The sequence below is a fragment of the Pseudomonas botevensis genome (genome assembly GCF_019145475.1).
In the GTDB taxonomy this organism is placed as follows: Bacteria; Pseudomonadota; Gammaproteobacteria; order Pseudomonadales; family Pseudomonadaceae; genus Aquipseudomonas; species Aquipseudomonas botevensis.
The window spans coordinates 408,910-427,438 of record NZ_JAHTKI010000001.1; the positions used below are offsets into that span (position 1 = coordinate 408,910).

The following is an 18,529-nucleotide window of genomic DNA, read 5'->3' on the forward strand; positions in this document are numbered from 1 at the left end:
GTTCGAGTGACGCCTTGTCCCGTAAGCCTATCCCGCGAAATACCATGCCCTGTCGGTGACCGTGCCTTGCAACGGTACATCCCAACTGGCCTGCGCCAGACGTTCGACCTTCTGACATTCATGGGCCAGGCCCAACAGCGTCGGCTTGCGCCAGTTCTGGCGGCGGGCGAGGTACGCCAGGCTGCGGTCGTAGAACCCGCCGCCCATTCCCAGACGACCACCGACGTCGTCAAACCCCACCAATGGCAACAACACCAGATCCAGTGCCCAGATCTTGCGCTGCCGGGCCAGATTGACTCGCGGTTCGAGAATCCGGAAGCGGTTGGGTTTTAGCTTTTCCCCTGGCCGGATGCGCTGGAAGACCATTTTGGTTCGCGGCCAGGCGCTGAGAACCGGCAGGTAAGTGGCCTTGCCCCGACGCTGGGCGGCGCGCAGCAACAGGCGCGGGTCGATTTCACCGTCGGTGGGCAGGTACAGGGAAATGTGTTTCGCCCGGCGGAACTGCGGGTGTTGCGCCAGTTGTTTGTACAGGCCTTGGGCGGCTTGGCGTTGCTCGCTCGGGGTCAGCGAACGGCGGGCCTTGCGCAGCAGGCGGCGCAGTTGAGGGCGGGGCAGCAACGCAGGTTCGGTCATGGTTCGGCTTCGGCAGGATGGGTGCGAAAACGTACGCATAAAAAATCCGATGCCGGCATGCACCGGCATCGGATTCGAATCAGGCTCCCCGGATGAGCCGCTGTCGACTTAGCCCTTGAACCCGAGAGTTCAAGGTGGAGGATGCAGTAGGCTTTAAGGCTTTCCGTCTGGCGGACATGCACACCAGCCCAACGTGCAACCCCCAGGGTAGTGCAAATCGGCTCAGGGACATCGTCAACTGGCAAGCACCCCAGGGAGTGCGGCGAGTATACCTCAAGCGGCCCGGCGAATCAGCCTTTGCTGACATCCGTGTCGTCGGCCAGGGCCAGATCGACACGATCGAGCAAGTCTCGCACCTGTTCGCGGGTCGAACTGCTGGCCTGGATATCCGGGCTGTCAGCTTTGTGCAAGAAGTCATGGGTGATGTTCAGCGCGGCCATCACGGCAATGCGGTCGGCACCGATGACTTTGCCGCTGCTGCGGATCTCGCGCATCTTGCCGTCCAGGTAACGGGCGGCGCTGACCAGATTGCTGCGTTCTTCCTGGGGGCAGATGATCGAATATTCTTTATCGAGGATCTGCACGGTAACGCTATTGCTTGAACTCATGAGTCTTGCTCCAGGGCCTTGAGGCGCGAAATCATCGATTCGACCTTACGCCGGGCGATTTCGTTTTTTTCAATGAGGTGAGCGCGTTCCTCGCGCCAGGTCTTTTCCTGAGCTTGTAAGAGTGCGTTTTGACTCTTTAGTTGCTCGACTCGGGTAATCAGCTTTTCGAGTCTGGCCATCAGCGCTTGCAGGTCGGTGTCTTCCATTGTGTCCACTGAATTCGTCTGATGGGCGGCAGGCGCCCGGCGGGCGGACAGCCTTTAATAGTCTTGGCGAGTCTGTCGATGTAGGATACAAGGCCTTCATTCTAGACATAGCGCCGTCTGGCGCCTAGCTGCCCATGCCCATTCAGAATTCTCCATACCAAGCCTTCGCCACCCTGCTGACTTCCAGCGGCCATCCTGTCTCGCCTGCCGAACTGCACGGCCTGTTGCTCGGCCGCAGCTGCGCCGGCGCCGGTTTTGAACACGACAGCTGGCTGGTTGATGCCGCCGAGCTGCTCGAAGGCGAACCGTCGGACAACGTACGCAACGCCCTGATCGGCCTGCAAGAAATGGTCAAGGGTGAGCTGACCGGCGATGACATGGCCGTGGTTCTGCTGCTGCCGACCGACGATGCGCCGCTCACCGAGCGTGCTGCCGCGCTGGGCCAGTGGTGCCAGGGCTTCCTCACCGGTTTCGGCCTGACCCGCCGCTCCTACGCGCTGAGCGACGAGGCGAACGAAGTGCTGCAGGATCTGGCGGCCATTTCCCAGGTTCAGGACGCGCTCGAAGAGTCCGACGACGGTGAAAACGACTACATGGAAGTCATGGAATACCTGCGCGTCGCGCCGCTGCTGCTGTTCACCGAAACCAAGAAGACCGACGAAGCGCCGGCCAAACCGTCGCTGCACTGATCGATGCCAGGGAACGCCATCTGCCCATGATTCATATCCCGAAAGCGGAATACAGCCGTCGCCGCAAGGCCCTGATGGCGCAGATGGAACCCAACAGCATCGCCATCCTGCCCGCCGCCGCCGTTGCGATCCGCAATCGTGACGTCGAGCATGTTTACCGCCAGGACAGTGATTTCCAGTACCTGAGCGGTTTCCCCGAGCCGCAGGCCGTCATCGTCCTGATGCCCGGCCGCGAACATGGCGAATACGTGTTGTTCTGCCGTGAGCGCAACGCCGAGCGCGAACTGTGGGATGGCCTGCGTGCCGGACAGGAAGGCGCGATCCGTGAGTACGGCGCCGACGACGCCTTCCCGATTACCGACATCGACGACATCCTGCCGGGCCTGATCGAAGGCCGCGACCGGGTGTATTCGGCGATGGGCAGCAACCCGGAATTCGACCGCCACCTGATGGACTGGATCAACGTGATCCGCTCCAAGGCGCACCTCGGCGCCCAGCCGCCGAACGAATTCGTTGCCCTGGATCATCTGCTGCACGACATGCGCCTGTATAAATCGGCGGCGGAAGTGAAGGTGATGCGCGAAGCCGCGCGGATTTCGGCCCAGGCCCATATCCGGGCGATGCAGGCCAGTCGCGCCGGGCTCTACGAGTACAGCCTCGAAGCCGAGCTGGACTACGAATTCCGCAAGGGCGGGGCGAAGATGCCGGCCTACGGTTCGATCGTTGCCGCCGGGCGCAACAGCTGCATCCTGCATTACCAGCAGAATGACGCGCTGCTCAAGGACGGCGACCTGGTGCTGATCGATGCCGGTTGCGAGATCGACTGCTACGCCAGCGACATCACCCGCACCTGGCCGGTCAACGGCACGTTTTCGCCCGAGCAGAAAGCGATCTACGAATTGGTGCTGGCCTCCCAGGAAGCCGCGTTCACCGAGATCGCGCCGAACAAGCACTGGAACCAGGCGCACGAAGCCACGGTTCGGGTGATTACCGGCGGGCTGGTGAAGCTGGGCCTGTTGCAGGGCGACGTCGACGAGTTGATCGCCAGCGAAGCCTACAAGGCTTTTTATATGCACCGCGCCGGCCACTGGCTGGGCATGGATGTACACGATGTCGGCGAGTACAGGGTCGGCGGCGAATGGCGGGTGCTGGAAGTCGGCATGGCGCTGACCGTGGAGCCGGGCATCTACATCGCCCCGGACAATCAGAACGTAGCGAAGAAATGGCGCGGCATTGGCGTGCGCATCGAGGACGACGTGGTAGTGACCAAGAGCGGTTGTGAAATCCTGACCGGCGGTGTGCCGAAAACCGTCGCCGAGATCGAGGCGCTGATGGCGCAGGCACGGACACACGCGGCATGAGTCGGGTCAATCTGGCAATCATCGGTGGCGGCCTGGTCGGTGCCAGTCTGGCGCTGGCCTTGCAGGCCGGGGCCAAGGCGCGCGGCTGGAAGATCGTGCTGATCGAGCCGTTCGCCCCCGGCAACAGCTGGCAACCGAGCTACGACGCGCGCTCTTCGGCGCTGTCCTTCGGCTCGCGACAGATTTATCAGCGCCTCGGCGTGTGGCAGGAAATCTCCCGCCGCGCCGAGCCGATCAAACAGATTCACGTGTCCGACCGTGGACGCTTCTCCACCGCCCGATTGTCGGCGATGGAAGAGGGCGTGCCGGCCCTCGGCTACGTGGTGGAAAACGCCTGGCTCGGCCAGTGCCTGTGGCAGCACATCGACAAGGACGTGATCAGCTGGCGCTGCCCGGCGGAAGTTACGCGCATGGAGCCGCTGCCCGACGGCTATCGCCTGATCCTCAACGATGAAACCACGGTCGAGTGCGACCTCGCGGTGCTCGCCGATGGCGGGCGCTCCGGTCTGCGCGAGCAACTGGGCATCAACGTGCGCAAGCGTCCGTACAACCAGAGTGCGCTGATCGCCAACATCACCCCGAGCGAAGCGCACAACGGCATGGCCTTCGAGCGTTTCACCGATGAAGGTCCGATGGCGTTGCTGCCGTTGCCGGAAAACCGCTGCGCCCTGGTCTGGACCCGCCTGGGGATGGACGCGCAGAGGCTGGCGGATCTGAGCGAGCGCGACTTCCTCAGTGAGTTGCAGGGGGTATTCGGTTATCGCCTCGGCACGCTGAAACAGGTTGGCGCGCGGCATCTGTATCCGCTGTCGCTGGTGGAAGCCGAGGAGCAGGTGCGCTCGCATCTGGCGGTACTCGGCAACGCCGCGCACAGCCTGCATCCGATTGCCGGGCAGGGCTTCAACCTGTCCCTGCGCGATGCCGATGCGCTGGCGGCGGCGTTGCTGGCCAGCGACAAACCCTTGGGCGACTTCGCCACATTGCAGGCGTATCGCGAGCGCCAGCGCCTGGACCAGAACCTGACCGTGGGTTTCTCCGATCAGGTCACCCGGCTGTTTGGCAGCACCCAGCCGCTGGTATCGCTGGGGCGCAATATCGGTCTGCTCGGCCTCGACCTGTTACCACCGGCCAAACGCTGGTTCGCCCGCCAGGCCATGGGACTGGGGACGCGGTCGGATGTATAAGTGGTTGATCCGCACCTTCGGCAAGGCGCAGCTGATGCGCTGGGTGATGACGTTCTACCCGCCATACTTCGGTGCCGGTGTGCGGGTGCGGCACATCAGTGATGACTTTCGCGACATCCGCGTGTCGATGGGGCTGGGCTGGTACAACCGCAACTACGTCGGCACTCAGTTTGGTGGCAGTCTGTATTCGATGGTCGATCCGTTCTACATGCTGATGCTGATGGAGAACCTCGGGTCGCGCTACATCGTCTGGGACAAGGCCGCCGACATCGATTTCATTGCGCCGGGCAAAGGCCCGGTGTTCGCCCGGTTCAACATCGACGACACCCTGCTCGACGAGATCCGCCGGCAGACCGCCAATGGCGAGAAGTACCTGCCGCAGTTGCAGGTCGACATTCATGATGGCGCCGGCAACCTGGTGGCGCGCGTCGGCAAAACCCTTTACGTGCGGCTCAAGCCGCAAGCGAGACAGGCTTAAAGCATGGAAATGCGCGCAGATGTGCTGATTGTCGGAGCCGGCATGGTGGGCAGTGCCCTGGCGTTGGCGTTGCAGGGCAGCGGGCTGGAAGTCCTGCTGCTCGACGGCAGCCCGTTGAGCGTCAAGCCATTCGATGCCCAGGCACCGTTCGAGCCTCGGGTCAGTGCCCTGTCGGCGGCAAGCCAGCGGATTCTCGAGCGCCTCGGTGTATGGGACGGCATCGCCAAACGTCGCAGCAGTCCGTACACCGACATGCATGTCTGGGACGGCAGCGGCACCGGCCAGATTCACTTTTCGGCGAGCAGCGTGCATGCCGACGTGCTCGGCCATATCGTCGAAAACCGCGTGGTGCAGGACGCCTTGCTCGAACGTCTGCACGACTGCGACATGGGCCTGCTGCCGAATGCGCGACTGGAGCAGATGCGCCGCTCCGGTGATGACTGGCTGCTGACCCTCGCCGACGGTCGCAAGCTGCGCGCGCCGCTGGTGATCGCGGCGGACGGCGCCAATTCGGCGGTGCGCCGCCTGACCGGCGTGGCCACCCGTGAATGGGATTATCTGCATCACGCCATCGTCACCAGCGTGCGCAGCAGCAAGGCGCACCGGATGACGGCGTGGCAGCGTTTCACCGATCACGGGCCGCTGGCGTTTCTGCCGCTGGAGCGCGACGGCCAGCAGGATTGGTGTTCGATCGTCTGGTCGACCACGCCGGGCGAAGCCGAGCGCCTGATGGCGCTGGACGAGGCGGCGTTCTGCCGTGAGCTGGAGCGGGCGTTCGAAGGGTGCCTGGGCGACGTCGTCAGCGCCGATCCGCGACTCTGCGTGCCGCTGCGCCAGCGTCACGCCAAGCGCTACGTGGCCGAAGGCCTGGCGTTGATCGGCGATGCCGCGCACACCATTCACCCGTTGGCCGGGCAGGGGGTGAACCTCGGTTTCCTCGATGCCGCCGTGCTGGCCGAAGTACTGCTGCAAGCCGCCGAGCGCGGCGAACGCCTGGCCGAGGTGAAAGTGCTGAGCCGCTACGAACGTCGGCGCATGCCGCACAACCTGGCGCTGATGGCGGCGATGGAGGGCTTCGAGCGGTTGTTCCAGGCCGATCCGCTGCCGCTGCGCTGGTTGCGCAATGCCGGGCTGAAGATGGTCGAGCAGATGCCCGAGGCCAAGGCGCTGTTCGTGCGCGAGGCGCTGGGATTGACCGGTGACCTGCCGGCGCTTGCCAGGGCCTGAGCGTTTTTCCGGTCATGCAACATCTGGTAACGCCTTCGAAAAGTGTTCGATTGAGCTGGTAAATGTGAGTCCTTATCATTTGGGCCACATTTCCCGACCGAGAGATCACTCCCATGTTGGCACCCCAGCGTCTTCTGACCGCACTGGCCCTGACCCTGATTGGCAGCACCGTCGCCCAGGCCGCCGACGAGGTGGTGGTTTACTCCTCGCGCATCGATGAACTGATCAAACCGGTGTTCGATGCCTACACCGCGAAAACCGGGGTGAAGATCAAGTTCATCACCGACAAGGAAGCGCCGCTGATGCAGCGCATCAAGGCCGAAGGCGAAAACGCCACCGCCGACCTGCTGCTGACCGTCGATGCCGGCAACCTCTGGCAGGCCGAGCAGATGGGCATTCTGCAGCCGTTCACCTCCAAGACCATCGACGCCAACATTCCCCTGCAATATCGCTCGTCCACTCACGCCTGGACCGGCCTGAGCCTGCGCGCGCGGACCATCGCCTACTCCACCGAACGGGTGAAACCGGGCGAGTTGACCACCTACGAAGCACTGGCCGACAAGAACTGGGAAGGTCGCCTGTGCCTGCGCACGGCGAAGAAGGTCTACAACCAGTCGCTGACCGCCACCATGATCGAAACCCACGGCGCCGAGAAAACCGAGAAGATCCTCAAGGGCTGGGTCAATAACCTGTCCACTGACGTGTTCTCCGATGATGTCGCGGTGCTGGAAGCGATCAACGCCGGCCAGTGCGACGTCGGTATCGTCAACACTTACTACTACGGCCGCCTGCACCAGCAGAAGCCGGATCTGCCGGTCAAACTGTTCTGGCCGAACCAGGCGGATCGCGGGGTCCACGTCAACCTGTCGGGTATCGGCCTGACCAGGCATGCACCGCACCCGCAAGCGGCCAAGGCGTTGGTGGAGTGGATGACCACGCCTGAGGCGCAGAAAATCTTCGCCGACGTGAACCAGGAGTTCCCGGCCAATCCGGCGGTGAAGCCTTCGGCGGAAGTGGCGGCGTGGGGTGAGTTCGTGGCCGATACCCTGCCGGTGGAAGTGGCGGGCAAGCGCCAGGCCGAGGCGATCCGGATGATGGATCGGGCGGGGTGGAACTGAGTATTTTTCGCTTGCGGTGTTCGCTTGAGATCGTAGCCCTCACCCCAGCCCTCTCCCGGGGGGAGAGGGCGCCGATTTGGGTCGAGACTTGAGTTCGGCTCGATGTAGCAGGTCGGCGTAGTCCGCAAGAACACTTCGGTCAGCCCCTCTTCCTCCGGGAGAGGGCGACAATCCTGACCTGAAACAAAAAACCAAGAACACCTACATCCCTCCAGAGTTCTAAAAGTGGCCCACCCCGCCCAGCGCCGCTGGTATCCCATCGTCTTCGCCATCGCCGCATTGGTGCTGCTCCCCCTCAGCGTTCTGCTGCTGTCCTGGCAAACCATCGATCAGCAGATCTGGTCGCACCTGTGGGAAACCCAGATGCCGCGCCTGCTGGGCAACACCCTGACCCTGGTGCTCGGCGTCGGAGTCGGGGTGACCCTGCTCGGCGTGAGCCTCGCGTGGCTCACCAGCCTCTGCGAATTCCCCGGACGGCGCTGGCTCGATTGGGCGCTGATGCTGCCATTCGCGATTCCGGCCTATGTGCTGGCATTCGTGTTCGTCGGCCTGCTGGACTTCGCCGGCCCGGTGCAAACCCTGTTGCGCGAATGGTTCGGCAGCGGCTTGAGGCTGCCACGGGTGCGTTCCACCGGCGGGGTGATTGTGGTTCTGGTGCTGGTGTTCTATCCCTACGTTTACCTGCTGGCGCGCACCGCGTTCCTCGCCCAGGGCAAGGGCCTGATGGAAGCCGCGCGCGTTCTCGGCCAGTCGCCGTGGCAGGCGTTCTGGCGGGTGGCGCTGCCAATGGCGCGTCCGGCCATCGGGGCTGGCGTGGCGCTGGCGCTGATGGAAACCCTGGCGGATTTCGGCGCGGTGTCGGTGTTCAACTTCGACACCTTCACCACCGCGATCTACAAGACCTGGTATGGCTTCTTCAGCCTGTCGAGCGCGGCGCAACTGGCGAGCCTGTTGCTGCTGGTGGTGATGCTGGTGCTGTACGGCGAGCGCCGGGCGCGTGGAGCGAACCGGGCGAGCAACGAGCGGCCACGGGTCAAGGCGCTGTATCACCTGCGCGGGCTCAAGGCGTTGGCGGCCATGAGTTGGTGTGGTCTGGTGTTCGCCTGCGCCTTTTTGATTCCGCTGCTGCAACTGGTGGTGTGGTTCTGGCAACGCGGGCGTTTCGATCTGGATGAGCGCTACGCCGGGCTGATCCTGCACACCTTGTACCTGGGCGCGATGGCGGCGTTGATTACCGTCAGCGTTGCCTTGCTGCTGGCATTTGCCCGGCGCCTGGCGCCGACACCGACAATCAACTCCGGCGTCGGTCTGGCCAATCTCGGTTATGCGTTGCCGGGTTCGGTGCTGGCGGTGTCGATCATGCTGGCCTTCAGTTATCTCGACCGGCAGCTGGTGATCCCGCTCTCGGGCTGGCTGGGCGGTGCGGGCAAACCGCTGCTGCTGGGCAGTCTGGCGGCACTGTTGATGGCGTATCTGGTGCGTTTCGTTGCGGTCGCCTATGGGCCTCTGGAAAGCAGTCTGGCGCGTATACGGCCATCTTTGCCTGAAGCGGCACGTAGTCTGGGTGTCAGTGGGCCGCGACTGTTTTTCAAAGTGTATCTGCCGTTGTTGTTGCCCGGCACGCTCAGTGCGGCGTTGCTGGTGTTCGTCGATGTGCTCAAGGAAATGCCCGCAACCCTGCTGATGCGCCCGTTTGGCTGGGACACACTGGCGGTGCGGATCTTTGAAATGACCAGCGAAGGCGAATGGGCGAGGGCGTCGCTGCCGGCGCTGACGCTGGTTCTGGTCGGACTGCTTCCGGTCATCGGCCTGATCCGTCGCTCAGCGCACCGAAACACTTAGTCGTCAGTCCTGAATCATGCGGCTACAATGCGCGGCATTCGGTGCGGATCGTCTGACAGACCCGTTCGCTGAGATCGGCTGAGAGCCTTCTATTTCACGGCTTTCATCCCTGCAGCGACTGTCCGCGCCTTCGCCACGCCCGGAAGGAGAAACCCATGGGACAGCGTACGCCTCTGTATGACCTGCATCTCGCCCTCGGCGCGAAGATGGTCGATTTTGGCGGTTGGGACATGCCACTGCATTACGGCTCGCAGGTCGAGGAACACCATGAGGTGCGCCGCGATTGCGGGGTGTTCGATGTTTCCCACATGACCGTGATCGATGTCACCGGCAACCAGGCCAAGGCCTGGCTCCAGCACTTGCTGGCCAACGACGTCGAGCGCCTGCACCGCCCCGGCCGTGCGTTGTACAGCACGATGCTCAACGAGCGCGGCGGCATCGTCGACGACATGATCGTCTACCGTCTCGATGACGGTTACCGACTGGTGGTCAACGCCTCCACCCGCGATCAGGATCTGGCCTGGATCGAAGCCCATCGCGGCGGTTTCGAGGTGCAGATTCAGGAGCGCTCCGAACTGGCGATGCTCGCCATTCAAGGCCCGCACGCACGCCAGAAGGTGGCCGAACTGGTGACTCAGTCCCGCGCCGCCCTGATCCAGTTCCTCAAACCCTTCGAAGGTCAGGCCGACGGCGACTGGTTCATTGCCCGCACCGGTTACACCGGCGAGGACGGTCTGGAAATTGTCCTGCCGGCCAGCCAGGCTCCCGGTTTCTACAACGATCTGGTGGGCGCGGGTATTTCCCCCATCGGCCTCGGCGCCCGCGATACCCTGCGGGTCGAAGCCGGCATGAACCTCTATGGCCAGGACATTCATCAAGACGTTTCGCCGCTGGCCTCGAACATGGCCTGGAGCATCGCCTGGGAGCCGGCCTCGCGCCAGTTCATCGGGCGTAGCGCGCTGGAGGCGGAACAGGCGGCGGGTGTGCAGCACAAACTGGTCGGTCTGGTGCTTGAGGAACGCGGGGTTTTGCGCGCTCATCAGGTGGTCCGGATCGCCGATGTTGGCGAAGGGGAGATCACCAGTGGTAGTTTCTCTCCTACGCTTAGCAAGTCGATTGCCCTGGCGCGTGTACCGATGGCGACTGCCGACCGCGCCGAAGTGGAAATCCGTGGCAAGTGGTACCCGGTGCGGGTGGTCAAACCGACCTTCGTCCGTCACGGCAAAACGTTGATCTAACCTATTCCGGCGGGTACGACCGCTGACAATTTCTCGAGGACACCGAACATGAGCGATATCCCAGCCGAACTGCGTTATGCCACAAGTCATGAATGGGCACGTCTGGAAGCCGACGGCACCGTCACCGTGGGCATCAGCGACCACGCGCAGGAAGCGCTGGGTGACGTGGTGTTCGTCGAGCTGACTGAAGTGGGCAACGTTTTTGGCGCTGGCGACCAGGCTGGCGTGGTCGAGTCGGTCAAGGCCGCTTCCGATATCTACTCGCCGATCAGCGGCGAAGTGATCGCGGTCAACGAGGACCTGAGCGCCGAGCCTGAGTTGCTGAACTCCGAACCGTATGAGTCGTGGATCTTCAAACTCAAGCCAAGCGACAAGGCCGAGCTGGACAAGCTGCTCGACGCGGCCGGCTACAAGGCTGAAATCGGCGAGTAAGCTGCGCGTCAGACCGCAAAGCCCCGATCCGTCGGGGCTTTTTTGTGGGCGCTGTCAGGCGTCGCGCAAGACCGCTTTGACCGCCGCCACCGAGCGCTCGACATCTTCCTTGCTCATGGTGGTGAACATCGGCAGCGACACAATCAGCCGCCCGACCCGTTCCGCCACCGGCAACATGCCTTCCTTGAAACCGCGTTCGCGGTACAGGCTGAGCAAATGAATCGGCGGGTAGTGATAGCCGATACCGATGCCCCGGGCCTGCATCTGCTCCATGAACGTCGCCCGTGCCGGCAAGCCGTCCGCGCGCTCCGGCAGCACCAGTTGAAACAGATGCCAGTTGCTCTGGGTGAAGTCTGGCGGCGGCAGTTGTGCGCCGTAAATCGCTTCGAAATCGTCGCCAAAACACTTGAAGTAGTGACGGGCCAGCTCCTGGCGATGGGCGGTGAGGCGCTCGATGTCGGCAAACTGCCCCAGGCCGATGGTCGCCGCGACGTCGGTCATGTTGAACTTGCCGCCCAGCACGTCGACGTCCAGGCCATCGAAACCGCTGCGGGTAACGCCCTGCAAGCGGTACTTCTCCGCCAGTCGCGCTTCCTCCGGCGTGTTCAGCACCAGACAACCGCCCTCGGAGCAGGTCACGTTCTTGTTGGCCTGGAAACTGAAGGACACGAAGTCGCCGGTGGCACCGATGCGCTGGCCGTTCCAGCTCGACCCCAGCGCCTGTGCCGCATCTTCGATGATCCGCAGGTTGTGGCGGCGGGCGATGGCGTACAGCCGATCCATGTCCACCGGCAGCCCGGCGAGGTACACCGGGATCACGGCGCGGGTGCGGGGAGTGATCGCCGCTTCCAGGCGATCCAGGTCGATGTTGCGGGTCACCGGGTCGATGTCGGCGAACACCGGCGTGGCGCCGACTTCAAGAATCACGTTGGCCGTGGCGACCCACGAAATCGGCGTGGTGATCACCTCGTCGCCCGGGCCGATGCCGGCGATGCGCAGGGCGATTTCCATGGTGCAGGTGCCGGAGTTGAACGTGCGCACCGGACGCCCGCCGAAATACGCCGAGAGCTGCGCTTCAAAGGCCTGGACCTTGGGACCACTGGTGATCCAGCCGGAGCGCAGCACATCGCCCACGGCAGCAATCGTGGCTTCATCGATAACGGGTTTGGAAAACGGCAGAAAGGGCTGTTGGCTCATGAAAACGTGATCATCCGCTGGTTGGACGCCCGAGGCAGGCGTCACAGCATGGCCCGGAATGCGTCGAGCGCCAAGCCGTGCGCGCCGATATCGGCTGCTATGCTGGTTTGACCGTGTTGCATTGACGCCGAGCGCCAGCCAAGAGAGAGCCCGTCATGTCCCAGTTGCCGTCCCTGAGCCAGTTACGCGATCCCCATGCCTTCCTGCGCCGTCACCTTGGCCCTGACGCCGCCGAGCAACAGGCGATGCTCGACAGCCTCGGGCTGGGCAGCCGGGTCGAATTGATCGAGCAGACGGTGCCGCCGGGCATTCGCCTCAACCGCGAACTGGACCTGCCACCGGCCCTCGACGAGCAGGCTGCGTTGGCGAAGTTGCGCGGTTATGCCGAGCAGAACCAGCTCTGGACCAGCCTGATCGGCATGGGCTACCACGGCACCCTCACGCCGACCGTGATTTTGCGCAACGTGCTGGAAAATCCCGGCTGGTACACCGCCTACACGCCTTATCAACCGGAAATCGCCCAGGGCCGGCTCGAAGCGCTGCTCAACTTCCAGCAACTGACCATTGACCTCACCGGCCTCGAACTGGCCAACGCCTCATTGCTCGACGAAGCCACGGCAGCGGCAGAAGCCATGGCTCTGGCCAAGCGCGTGGCGAAGTCGAAAAGCAATCTGTTCTTCGTCGACGAAAACTGCCATCCGCAGACCATTTCCGTGGTACGGACCCGCGCCGAAGGCTTTGGCTTCGAGCTGATCGTCGATGCGCTGGACAAGCTGAAGCACCATCAGGTGTTCGGCGCGCTCCTGCAATATCCCGACACCCATGGCGAGGTCCACGACCTCAAGCCGCTGATTGATCACCTGCATGCGCAACAGGCGCTGGCCTGCGTTGCCAGCGACCTGCTGAGCCTGCTGTTGCTGACCCCGCCGGGCGAGTTGGGGGCGGACGTGGTATTCGGGTCGTCCCAGCGCTTTGGCGTGCCGATGGGTTATGGCGGCCCGCACGCGGCGTTTTTCGCCAGTCGCGAGGAATACAAACGGGCGATACCGGGGCGGATCATCGGTGTCTCGAAAGATGCCCGTGGCAACGTGGCGCTGCGCATGGCCCTGCAAACCCGCGAGCAGCACATCCGCCGGGAGAAGGCCAATTCGAACATCTGCACCGCGCAGGTGTTGCTGGCGAATATCGCCAGTTTCTACGCGGTCTACCACGGGCCGGAAGGCCTGAAGCGGATCGCCCAGCGGGTGCATCGGCTGACCTGCATTCTTGCGACGGGCCTTGAGCGGCATGGCATCCAGCGGATCAACCGGCAGTTCTTCGACACCCTCACCCTGGAGGTCGGTGGGGCGCAAACCGCGATCATCGAAAGCGCGAAAGCTGCGCAGATCAACCTGCGCATTCTCGGGCGCGGTCGCCTCGGCCTGAGTCTTGATGAAACCTGCGACGAACACACTGTCGGGCGACTGTTCGATGTGCTGTTGGGAGCCGATCATGGGCTGAACGTCGACGAACTCGATGCCGAGGCGCTGGTTTCCGGGATTCCGGCCAATCTGCAAAGGAGCACGCCGTATCTGCGCCATCCGGTGTTCAACGCCCATCACAGCGAAACCGAGATGCTGCGTTACCTCAAGCAACTGGAGAACAAGGATCTGGCGCTCAACCAGTCGATGATCCCGCTCGGCTCCTGCACCATGAAGCTCAATGCCACCAGCGAGATGATCCCGATCACCTGGCCGGCCTTCGCCAACCTGCACCCATTCGTGCCGAGGGAACAGGCTGTCGGTTACACCTTGATGATCGAGGAACTGGAGCGCTGGCTGTGCGCGATCACCGGCTTCGATGCGATCTGCATGCAGCCCAACTCCGGGGCTCAGGGCGAATATGCCGGGTTGCTGGCGATCCGCAGATATCACGAAAGCCGTCAGCAGGGCGGGCGCGACATCTGCCTGATTCCGTCCTCGGCCCACGGCACCAACCCGGCTTCGGCGCAGATGGCCGGGATGCGCGTGGTGATCGTCGAATGCGACGAGGCCGGCAACGTCGATCTGGAGGATCTGAAGACCAAGGCTTCGCACGCGGGCGACAAGCTGTCCTGTCTGATGGCGACCTATCCGTCGACCCATGGGGTGTACGAGGAGGGCATCAGCGAAATCTGCGAAGTTATCCACAAGCACGGCGGTCAGGTGTACATGGATGGCGCCAACCTCAATGCTCAGGTCGGCCTGGCCCGGCCGGCGGACATCGGCGCGGACGTGTCGCACATGAACCTGCACAAGACCTTCTGCATTCCCCACGGCGGAGGCGGGCCGGGGATGGGGCCGATCGGGGTGCGGGCGCATCTGGCACCGTTCGTCGCCAATCATCCGGTGGTGCCGATCGACGGCCCGCAACCGCAGAACGGTGCCGTCAGCGCCGCGCCCTGGGGCAGCGCGAGCATTTTACCGATCAGCTGGATGTACATCGCCATGATGGGGCCGCAACTGGCGGACGCCAGCGAAGTGGCGATCCTTGCGGCGAATTACCTGGCGCAGCATCTGTCCGGCGCCTTTCCCGTGCTCTACACCGGGCGCAACGAGCGGGTGGCTCACGAATGCATTCTCGATCTGCGTCCGCTCAAGGCACTGACCGGGATCAGCGAGGAAGATGTCGCCAAACGCCTGATGGATTACGGCTTCCATGCGCCAACCATGTCATTCCCGGTGCCGGGCACCTTGATGGTCGAGCCGACCGAGAGCGAATCGAAGGCGGAACTGGACCGCTTCATCGGCGCGATGCTGAGCATCCGTGCGGAAATCACCGAAGTGCAGAACGGTAACTGGCCGGCCGAAGACAATCCGCTCAAGCGTGCGCCGCATACCCTGGCGGACATCACCGGGGTGTGGGAACGGCCCTACAGCATCGAACAGGGCGTGACCCCGGATGCGCACACCAAGGCGCATAAATATTGGCCGGCGGTGAATCGCGTGGACAACGTCTACGGTGACCGCAACCTGTTTTGCGCCTGTGTGCCGGTGGACGATTACCGTTAGGCGAGCAAAAAAATGCCGCTCGATTGAGCGGCATTTTTTATACGGCGGGAAACGCTTACTCGGAAGCCACGGCGTTCTTCGCCAGGATCGCGTTCGCCAGTTCCATGTCCGTCGCCTGCAGGCCCGGATTGTCGGCGCGGACTTTCTGCATCGCGGCCTCCAGGTACGGGCCACGGATGCCGCCGTCGCTGGCGACGAAACTGCCGGCATCGTCCTGTGCGGCGACGATCAGTTTGTGATCCTTGAAGGTCAGGTAAGTCGAACCGGTGGTCGCACCGGACGAGATGACGTTACGCCAAAAGCTGTCGGCCATGGCCGAACCGACGGGCAGGGACAACAATGCCAGGGTGGCGACAGCAAGTTTGAGACGCATGATGGGGTGACTCCGCTGGGTTAACTACGGCGTTGGATCGTCATTTCCCCAATCGAGTTCCGTGACTGCCCGGTCTTGAGGCTGAGGGACACGCCAACGCTAGAGACACGGCGCCAGGTTTGGCACCATGGGGCATGTTTTTTCTCGCATGGATGCAACCTTGGCCATCATTGCTCTCGTCTACATCGTCGGATGGACACTACTGCTGGTCGGATTCATTGGCCTGCCGATGCTTTTGATCATGTTCTGCGTGCCGGGCTGGCGTGGCGCGTTGCTGCGTCATCCGCGCAAGACAAGTGTGCTCTCGCTGGTCTGTATCAGCGTTGTCGGTGTGACCCTGTATCAGGTCATTACCAGCTATCACGATAATCAGCGGCGTCATCCGAAACTCGCTCATGCCTTTCAAGTCGAGGGGCTGGCACTGCCCGCTGGCGCCACGTTGCATCTGGAAACTCCCGAACCGCTGGACGAGCGTGGCCGGCTTTCGGCTCATGCCGCCGCCAGTCTCACCGAGGCGGAATTTGTTGCGCCACATACAGTGGCGGGCCTGTCCGTCACGACTCTGCGGTTTCGCGGTTCCGAGGTGGAGATGAAACTTGCCGGGGATCAGCTTGTGCAGGGTTGGTCGTGCAAGGCGGGCAGCCGCTTGACCATGAACTTCGAGGTGCCGGCTCGACTGCAACCGGATCTTTGGCAATTCAACCGTTGTGAGTTGGTGGCCGGTACACAGGTTGCCGGGGTTGTCTGGCCCGCCGACAGCCAGGTTTACAGGTTGGACACCGGCTATGTTTTGAGTCATTGGGGGCAGGCAGAGGCGATGTCCATCAATGGCTTGGCGTTGAAGAATGTGGAGGTCAGGTTGAATGTCCAGCGCCAGCTCTTGAACTGGAAGGCGCAGTTGACGCAACCGATGACCCTGGGCGAATGGCAATACCCTGCGGGCATGCGGGTCGGTCAGAGCACGCCGCACACTCTGGTGTTCCGTTCGGATCGTTACTACGCCGGGCGAAACGTGCGCACCGGCGAGACGCTTGAGGTCGAGCATTCGATCCAGCAACGGATGACCGATGGCATCGTGCTGTGGATCAAGCCCGATGCCGAACTGAAGGCGTCCGACTGGTAGCGGTTATTTCTGCTCGCTCTGCGGCGTCACCCGCAGCACTTCCTCAATGGTCGTCAGCCCCGCCGCCACTTTTTGCGCGCCGGACAGGCGCAGGCTGCGCATGCCTTCCTTGAAGGCCTGGCGGCGGATCGCGGTGAGTTCGGTGTCGGGGCTGATCAATGCCTTGAGGCTGTCGGTCAGTTGCATGATTTCGTAGACCCCGGCGCGTCCGCGATAACCGGTATCGCGGCATTCCAGGCAGCCGATGGCCCGTTGGGCGTTGCCCGGCAGCGGGGCCTGCCAGGGACGGGTCAGGGTTTGCCAGTCTTCTTCGGCGAGGGTCAGTGGCGCCTTGCAGTGCGGGCATAACGTGCGTACCAGACGCTGGGCCATGACGCCGAGCACCGTGGCCTTGATCAGGTAATGCGGCACGCCGAGCTCCAGCAGACGGCTGATCGCGCTCGGCGCATCGTTGGTGTGCAGGGTCGACAGCACCAGGTGCCCGGTGAGCGCGGCCTGGATCGCCATTTCGGCGGTTTCGAGGTCGCGGATCTCGCCGATCATGATGATGTCCGGGTCCTGCCGCATCAGCGCCCGTACCCCGGCGGCGAAGGTCAGGTCGATGTTGTGCTGGACCTGCATCTGGTTGAACGCCGGCTCGACCATTTCGATCGGGTCTTCGATGGTGCAAAGGTTGATTTCCGGGGTCGCCAGTTTTTTCAGCGTGGTGTAGAGCGTGGTGGTCTTGCCCGACCCGGTCGGCCCGGTGACCAGGATGATGCCGTTGGGTTGGCGGGTCATGTCCTGCCAGCGGCGCAGGTCGTCGGCGGAGAAGCCCAGTTGATCGAAGTCCTTGAGCAGCACTTCCGGGTCGAAGATCCGCATGACCATTTTTTCGCCGAACGCGGTGGGCAGGGTCGACAGCCGCAGTTCGACCTCGCCGCCGTCCGGGGTCTTGGTCTTGACCCGGCCGTCCTGGGGTTTGCGTTTCTCGGCGACGTTCATCCGGCCGAGGCTTTTCAGGCGACTGACGATGGCCATGGTCACTTGCGGCGGGAATTGATAGACGTTGTGCAGCACGCCGTCGATGCGAAAGCGCACCGTGCCTTGTTCGCGCCGGGGTTCGATGTGGATATCGCTGGCGCGCTGCTGGAAGGCGTACTGGAACAGCCAGTCGACAATGTTGACGATGTGCGCGTCGTTGGCGTCCGGCTCCTGATCGCTGGCGCCGAGGTTGAGCAACTGTTCGAAGTTGCCGAGGTTGCCGCCCTGCTGGTCGGCGTTGCTGGCGCCGCTGACCGATTTGGCGAGGCGGAAGAACTCGACACTGAAACGCTGGATGTCCGCCGGGTTGGCCACCACCCGTTTGATCGGCAGCTTGAGCACGTGGGTCAGATCGGCCTCCCAGCCGCTGACGTAGGGCTGGGCGCTGGCAACGGTCACCGAGTCGCGGTCGACGGCCACCGCCAGAATCCTGTGGCGCTGGGCGAAGGCATAGGACATCAGCGGGGTGATGGCGGCGACGTTGATCTTCAGCGGGTCGATCCGCAGGTACGGCTGCCCGGCCTGTTGCGCCAGCCACAGGGTCAGGCTTTCCAGATCGAGGTGTTTGCCCGGCCGGCTGAGGTCATCCAGTTGCTGACTGGCGATGAACTCCAGCGGATGCAGCTGCCCGTGGCCGGCATGCCGGCGACGGGCATTCAGCGCCTGCTCCGCCGAGTCCTGGCAGATAAAGCCCTGGGCGACCAGTTCACGCAGTACATCATTGAGATCCAGCCAGCGGTCCTGAGTGGCGAATTGAACGGACATGCG

The 18,529-nt window shown here is 63.2% G+C and carries 17 protein-coding genes and 1 other RNA gene; 11 read left to right on the plus strand and 7 right to left on the minus strand.

Annotation, left to right across the window (positions count from 1 at the left end; translation table 11 throughout):
* Window positions 1-27 precede the first annotated feature (27 nt).
* From KVQ74_RS01955 to KVQ74_RS01970, 4 genes are all read right to left on the minus strand, one after another.
* Entirely contained in the window at window positions 28-633 is a 606-nt protein-coding gene (locus KVQ74_RS01955) for a 5-formyltetrahydrofolate cyclo-ligase (protein WP_217829318.1), read from the minus strand.
* An 81-nt stretch (window positions 634-714) separates the two neighbouring features.
* Window positions 715-893, minus strand: a non-coding RNA gene (gene ssrS, locus KVQ74_RS01960) — 6S RNA.
* A gap of 30 nt (window positions 894-923) precedes the next feature.
* Window positions 924-1,241 carry a cell division protein ZapA gene (locus tag KVQ74_RS01965; protein WP_217829319.1) on the minus strand — a complete coding sequence of 106 codons (318 nt, stop codon included), beginning with the start codon at window positions 1,239-1,241 and terminating at the stop codon, window positions 924-926.
* Window positions 1,238-1,447 (minus strand): TIGR02449 family protein, encoded by a 210-nt coding sequence (locus tag KVQ74_RS01970; RefSeq protein ID WP_217829320.1) that lies wholly within the window; start codon window positions 1,445-1,447, stop codon window positions 1,238-1,240. The genes KVQ74_RS01965 and KVQ74_RS01970 overlap by 4 nt, the downstream gene beginning before the upstream one ends.
* Before the next feature lie 134 nt (window positions 1,448-1,581).
* Between KVQ74_RS01970 and KVQ74_RS01975 the strand changes: the two genes are divergently transcribed.
* The 9 genes from KVQ74_RS01975 to gcvH all read left to right on the plus strand — a co-directional run bounded on the left by KVQ74_RS01975 (window position 1,582) and on the right by gcvH (window position 11,016).
* Window positions 1,582-2,136 (plus strand): YecA/YgfB family protein, encoded by a 555-nt coding sequence (locus KVQ74_RS01975; protein ID WP_217829321.1) that lies wholly within the window; start codon window positions 1,582-1,584, stop codon window positions 2,134-2,136.
* A 26-nt stretch (window positions 2,137-2,162) separates the two neighbouring features.
* Window positions 2,163-3,497 (plus strand): Xaa-Pro aminopeptidase, encoded by a 1,335-nt coding sequence (gene pepP, locus KVQ74_RS01980; RefSeq protein ID WP_217829322.1) that lies wholly within the window; start codon window positions 2,163-2,165, stop codon window positions 3,495-3,497.
* Window positions 3,494-4,681: a 2-octaprenyl-6-methoxyphenyl hydroxylase gene (gene ubiH, locus KVQ74_RS01985; RefSeq protein WP_217829323.1), complete on the plus strand. Its 1,188-nt coding sequence runs from the start codon at window positions 3,494-3,496 to the stop codon at window positions 4,679-4,681. Before pepP ends, ubiH begins: the two co-directional genes overlap by 4 nt.
* Window positions 4,674-5,159: a DUF4442 domain-containing protein gene (locus KVQ74_RS01990; RefSeq protein WP_217829324.1), complete on the plus strand. Its 486-nt coding sequence runs from the start codon at window positions 4,674-4,676 to the stop codon at window positions 5,157-5,159. The genes ubiH and KVQ74_RS01990 overlap by 8 nt, the downstream gene beginning before the upstream one ends.
* Before the next feature lie 9 nt (window positions 5,160-5,168).
* Window positions 5,169-6,386, plus strand: coding sequence for a 2-octaprenyl-3-methyl-6-methoxy-1,4-benzoquinol hydroxylase (locus KVQ74_RS01995; RefSeq protein WP_217829634.1), 1,218 nt, complete (start codon window positions 5,169-5,171; stop codon window positions 6,384-6,386).
* A 113-nt stretch (window positions 6,387-6,499) separates the two neighbouring features.
* On the plus strand, window positions 6,500-7,504 hold the full coding sequence (locus tag KVQ74_RS02000; RefSeq protein WP_217829325.1) for an extracellular solute-binding protein: 1,005 nt from the start codon (window positions 6,500-6,502) through the stop codon (window positions 7,502-7,504).
* Window positions 7,505-7,729: 225 nt separating this feature from the next.
* The gene (locus KVQ74_RS02005) at window positions 7,730-9,346 is read left to right on the plus strand and encodes an ABC transporter permease (protein ID WP_217829326.1); all 1,617 of its coding nucleotides are present in this window, start codon (window positions 7,730-7,732) and stop codon (window positions 9,344-9,346) included.
* A gap of 155 nt (window positions 9,347-9,501) precedes the next feature.
* Window positions 9,502-10,584 (plus strand): glycine cleavage system aminomethyltransferase GcvT, encoded by a 1,083-nt coding sequence (gene gcvT / locus KVQ74_RS02010; RefSeq protein WP_217829327.1) that lies wholly within the window; start codon window positions 9,502-9,504, stop codon window positions 10,582-10,584.
* A 48-nt stretch (window positions 10,585-10,632) separates the two neighbouring features.
* Window positions 10,633-11,016 (plus strand): glycine cleavage system protein GcvH, encoded by a 384-nt coding sequence (gene gcvH, locus KVQ74_RS02015; RefSeq protein WP_217829328.1) that lies wholly within the window; start codon window positions 10,633-10,635, stop codon window positions 11,014-11,016.
* Window positions 11,017-11,070: 54 nt separating this feature from the next.
* On the opposite strand, the gene KVQ74_RS02020 is transcribed toward gcvH, so the two are convergent.
* Complete coding sequence (locus KVQ74_RS02020; protein WP_217829329.1) at window positions 11,071-12,213, minus strand: DegT/DnrJ/EryC1/StrS family aminotransferase; 1,143 nt, start codon at window positions 12,211-12,213, stop codon at window positions 11,071-11,073.
* 155 nt (window positions 12,214-12,368) lie between these two features.
* Between KVQ74_RS02020 and gcvP the strand changes: the two genes are divergently transcribed.
* A complete protein-coding gene (gcvP, locus tag KVQ74_RS02025; protein WP_217829330.1) occupies window positions 12,369-15,242 on the plus strand; it encodes an aminomethyl-transferring glycine dehydrogenase in 2,874 nt (957 codons plus the stop codon).
* A 55-nt stretch (window positions 15,243-15,297) separates the two neighbouring features.
* On the opposite strand, the gene KVQ74_RS02030 is transcribed toward gcvP, so the two are convergent.
* Window positions 15,298-15,618: a DUF2388 domain-containing protein gene (locus KVQ74_RS02030; protein WP_169843014.1), complete on the minus strand. Its 321-nt coding sequence runs from the start codon at window positions 15,616-15,618 to the stop codon at window positions 15,298-15,300.
* A gap of 157 nt (window positions 15,619-15,775) precedes the next feature.
* Here KVQ74_RS02030 and KVQ74_RS02035 point away from each other — a divergent pair, with 157 nt between their 5' ends.
* The gene (locus tag KVQ74_RS02035) at window positions 15,776-16,738 is read left to right on the plus strand and encodes a hypothetical protein (RefSeq protein ID WP_217829331.1); all 963 of its coding nucleotides are present in this window, start codon (window positions 15,776-15,778) and stop codon (window positions 16,736-16,738) included.
* A gap of 3 nt (window positions 16,739-16,741) precedes the next feature.
* Here KVQ74_RS02035 and KVQ74_RS02040 read toward each other — a convergent pair whose 3' ends face one another.
* Window positions 16,742-18,526 carry a GspE/PulE family protein gene (locus KVQ74_RS02040; protein ID WP_217829332.1) on the minus strand — a complete coding sequence of 595 codons (1,785 nt, stop codon included), beginning with the start codon at window positions 18,524-18,526 and terminating at the stop codon, window positions 16,742-16,744.
* Between the last annotated feature and the right edge of the window lie 3 nt (window positions 18,527-18,529).

What these genes read in the sequence shown, in the direction of transcription:
- KVQ74_RS01955 (WP_217829318.1), bottom strand. Translation starts at nt 633, where the DNA reads ATGACCGAACCTGCGTTGCTGCCCCGCCCTCAACTGCGCCGCCTGCTG.
- KVQ74_RS01965 (WP_217829319.1), bottom strand. Translation starts at nt 1,241, where the DNA reads ATGAGTTCAAGCAATAGCGTTACCGTGCAGATCCTCGATAAAGAATAT.
- KVQ74_RS01970 (WP_217829320.1), bottom strand. Translation starts at nt 1,447, where the DNA reads ATGGAAGACACCGACCTGCAAGCGCTGATGGCCAGACTCGAAAAGCTG.
- KVQ74_RS01975 (WP_217829321.1), top strand. Translation starts at nt 1,582, where the DNA reads ATGCCCATTCAGAATTCTCCATACCAAGCCTTCGCCACCCTGCTGACT.
- pepP (WP_217829322.1), top strand. Translation starts at nt 2,163, where the DNA reads ATGATTCATATCCCGAAAGCGGAATACAGCCGTCGCCGCAAGGCCCTG.
- ubiH (WP_217829323.1), top strand. Translation starts at nt 3,494, where the DNA reads ATGAGTCGGGTCAATCTGGCAATCATCGGTGGCGGCCTGGTCGGTGCC.
- KVQ74_RS01990 (WP_217829324.1), top strand. Translation starts at nt 4,674, where the DNA reads ATGTATAAGTGGTTGATCCGCACCTTCGGCAAGGCGCAGCTGATGCGC.
- KVQ74_RS01995 (WP_217829634.1), top strand. Translation starts at nt 5,169, where the DNA reads ATGCGCGCAGATGTGCTGATTGTCGGAGCCGGCATGGTGGGCAGTGCC.
- KVQ74_RS02000 (WP_217829325.1), top strand. Translation starts at nt 6,500, where the DNA reads ATGTTGGCACCCCAGCGTCTTCTGACCGCACTGGCCCTGACCCTGATT.
- gcvT (WP_217829327.1), top strand. Translation starts at nt 9,502, where the DNA reads ATGGGACAGCGTACGCCTCTGTATGACCTGCATCTCGCCCTCGGCGCG.
- gcvH (WP_217829328.1), top strand. Translation starts at nt 10,633, where the DNA reads ATGAGCGATATCCCAGCCGAACTGCGTTATGCCACAAGTCATGAATGG.
- KVQ74_RS02020 (WP_217829329.1), bottom strand. Translation starts at nt 12,213, where the DNA reads ATGAGCCAACAGCCCTTTCTGCCGTTTTCCAAACCCGTTATCGATGAA.
- gcvP (WP_217829330.1), top strand. Translation starts at nt 12,369, where the DNA reads ATGTCCCAGTTGCCGTCCCTGAGCCAGTTACGCGATCCCCATGCCTTC.
- KVQ74_RS02040 (WP_217829332.1), bottom strand. Translation starts at nt 18,526, where the DNA reads ATGTCCGTTCAATTCGCCACTCAGGACCGCTGGCTGGATCTCAATGAT.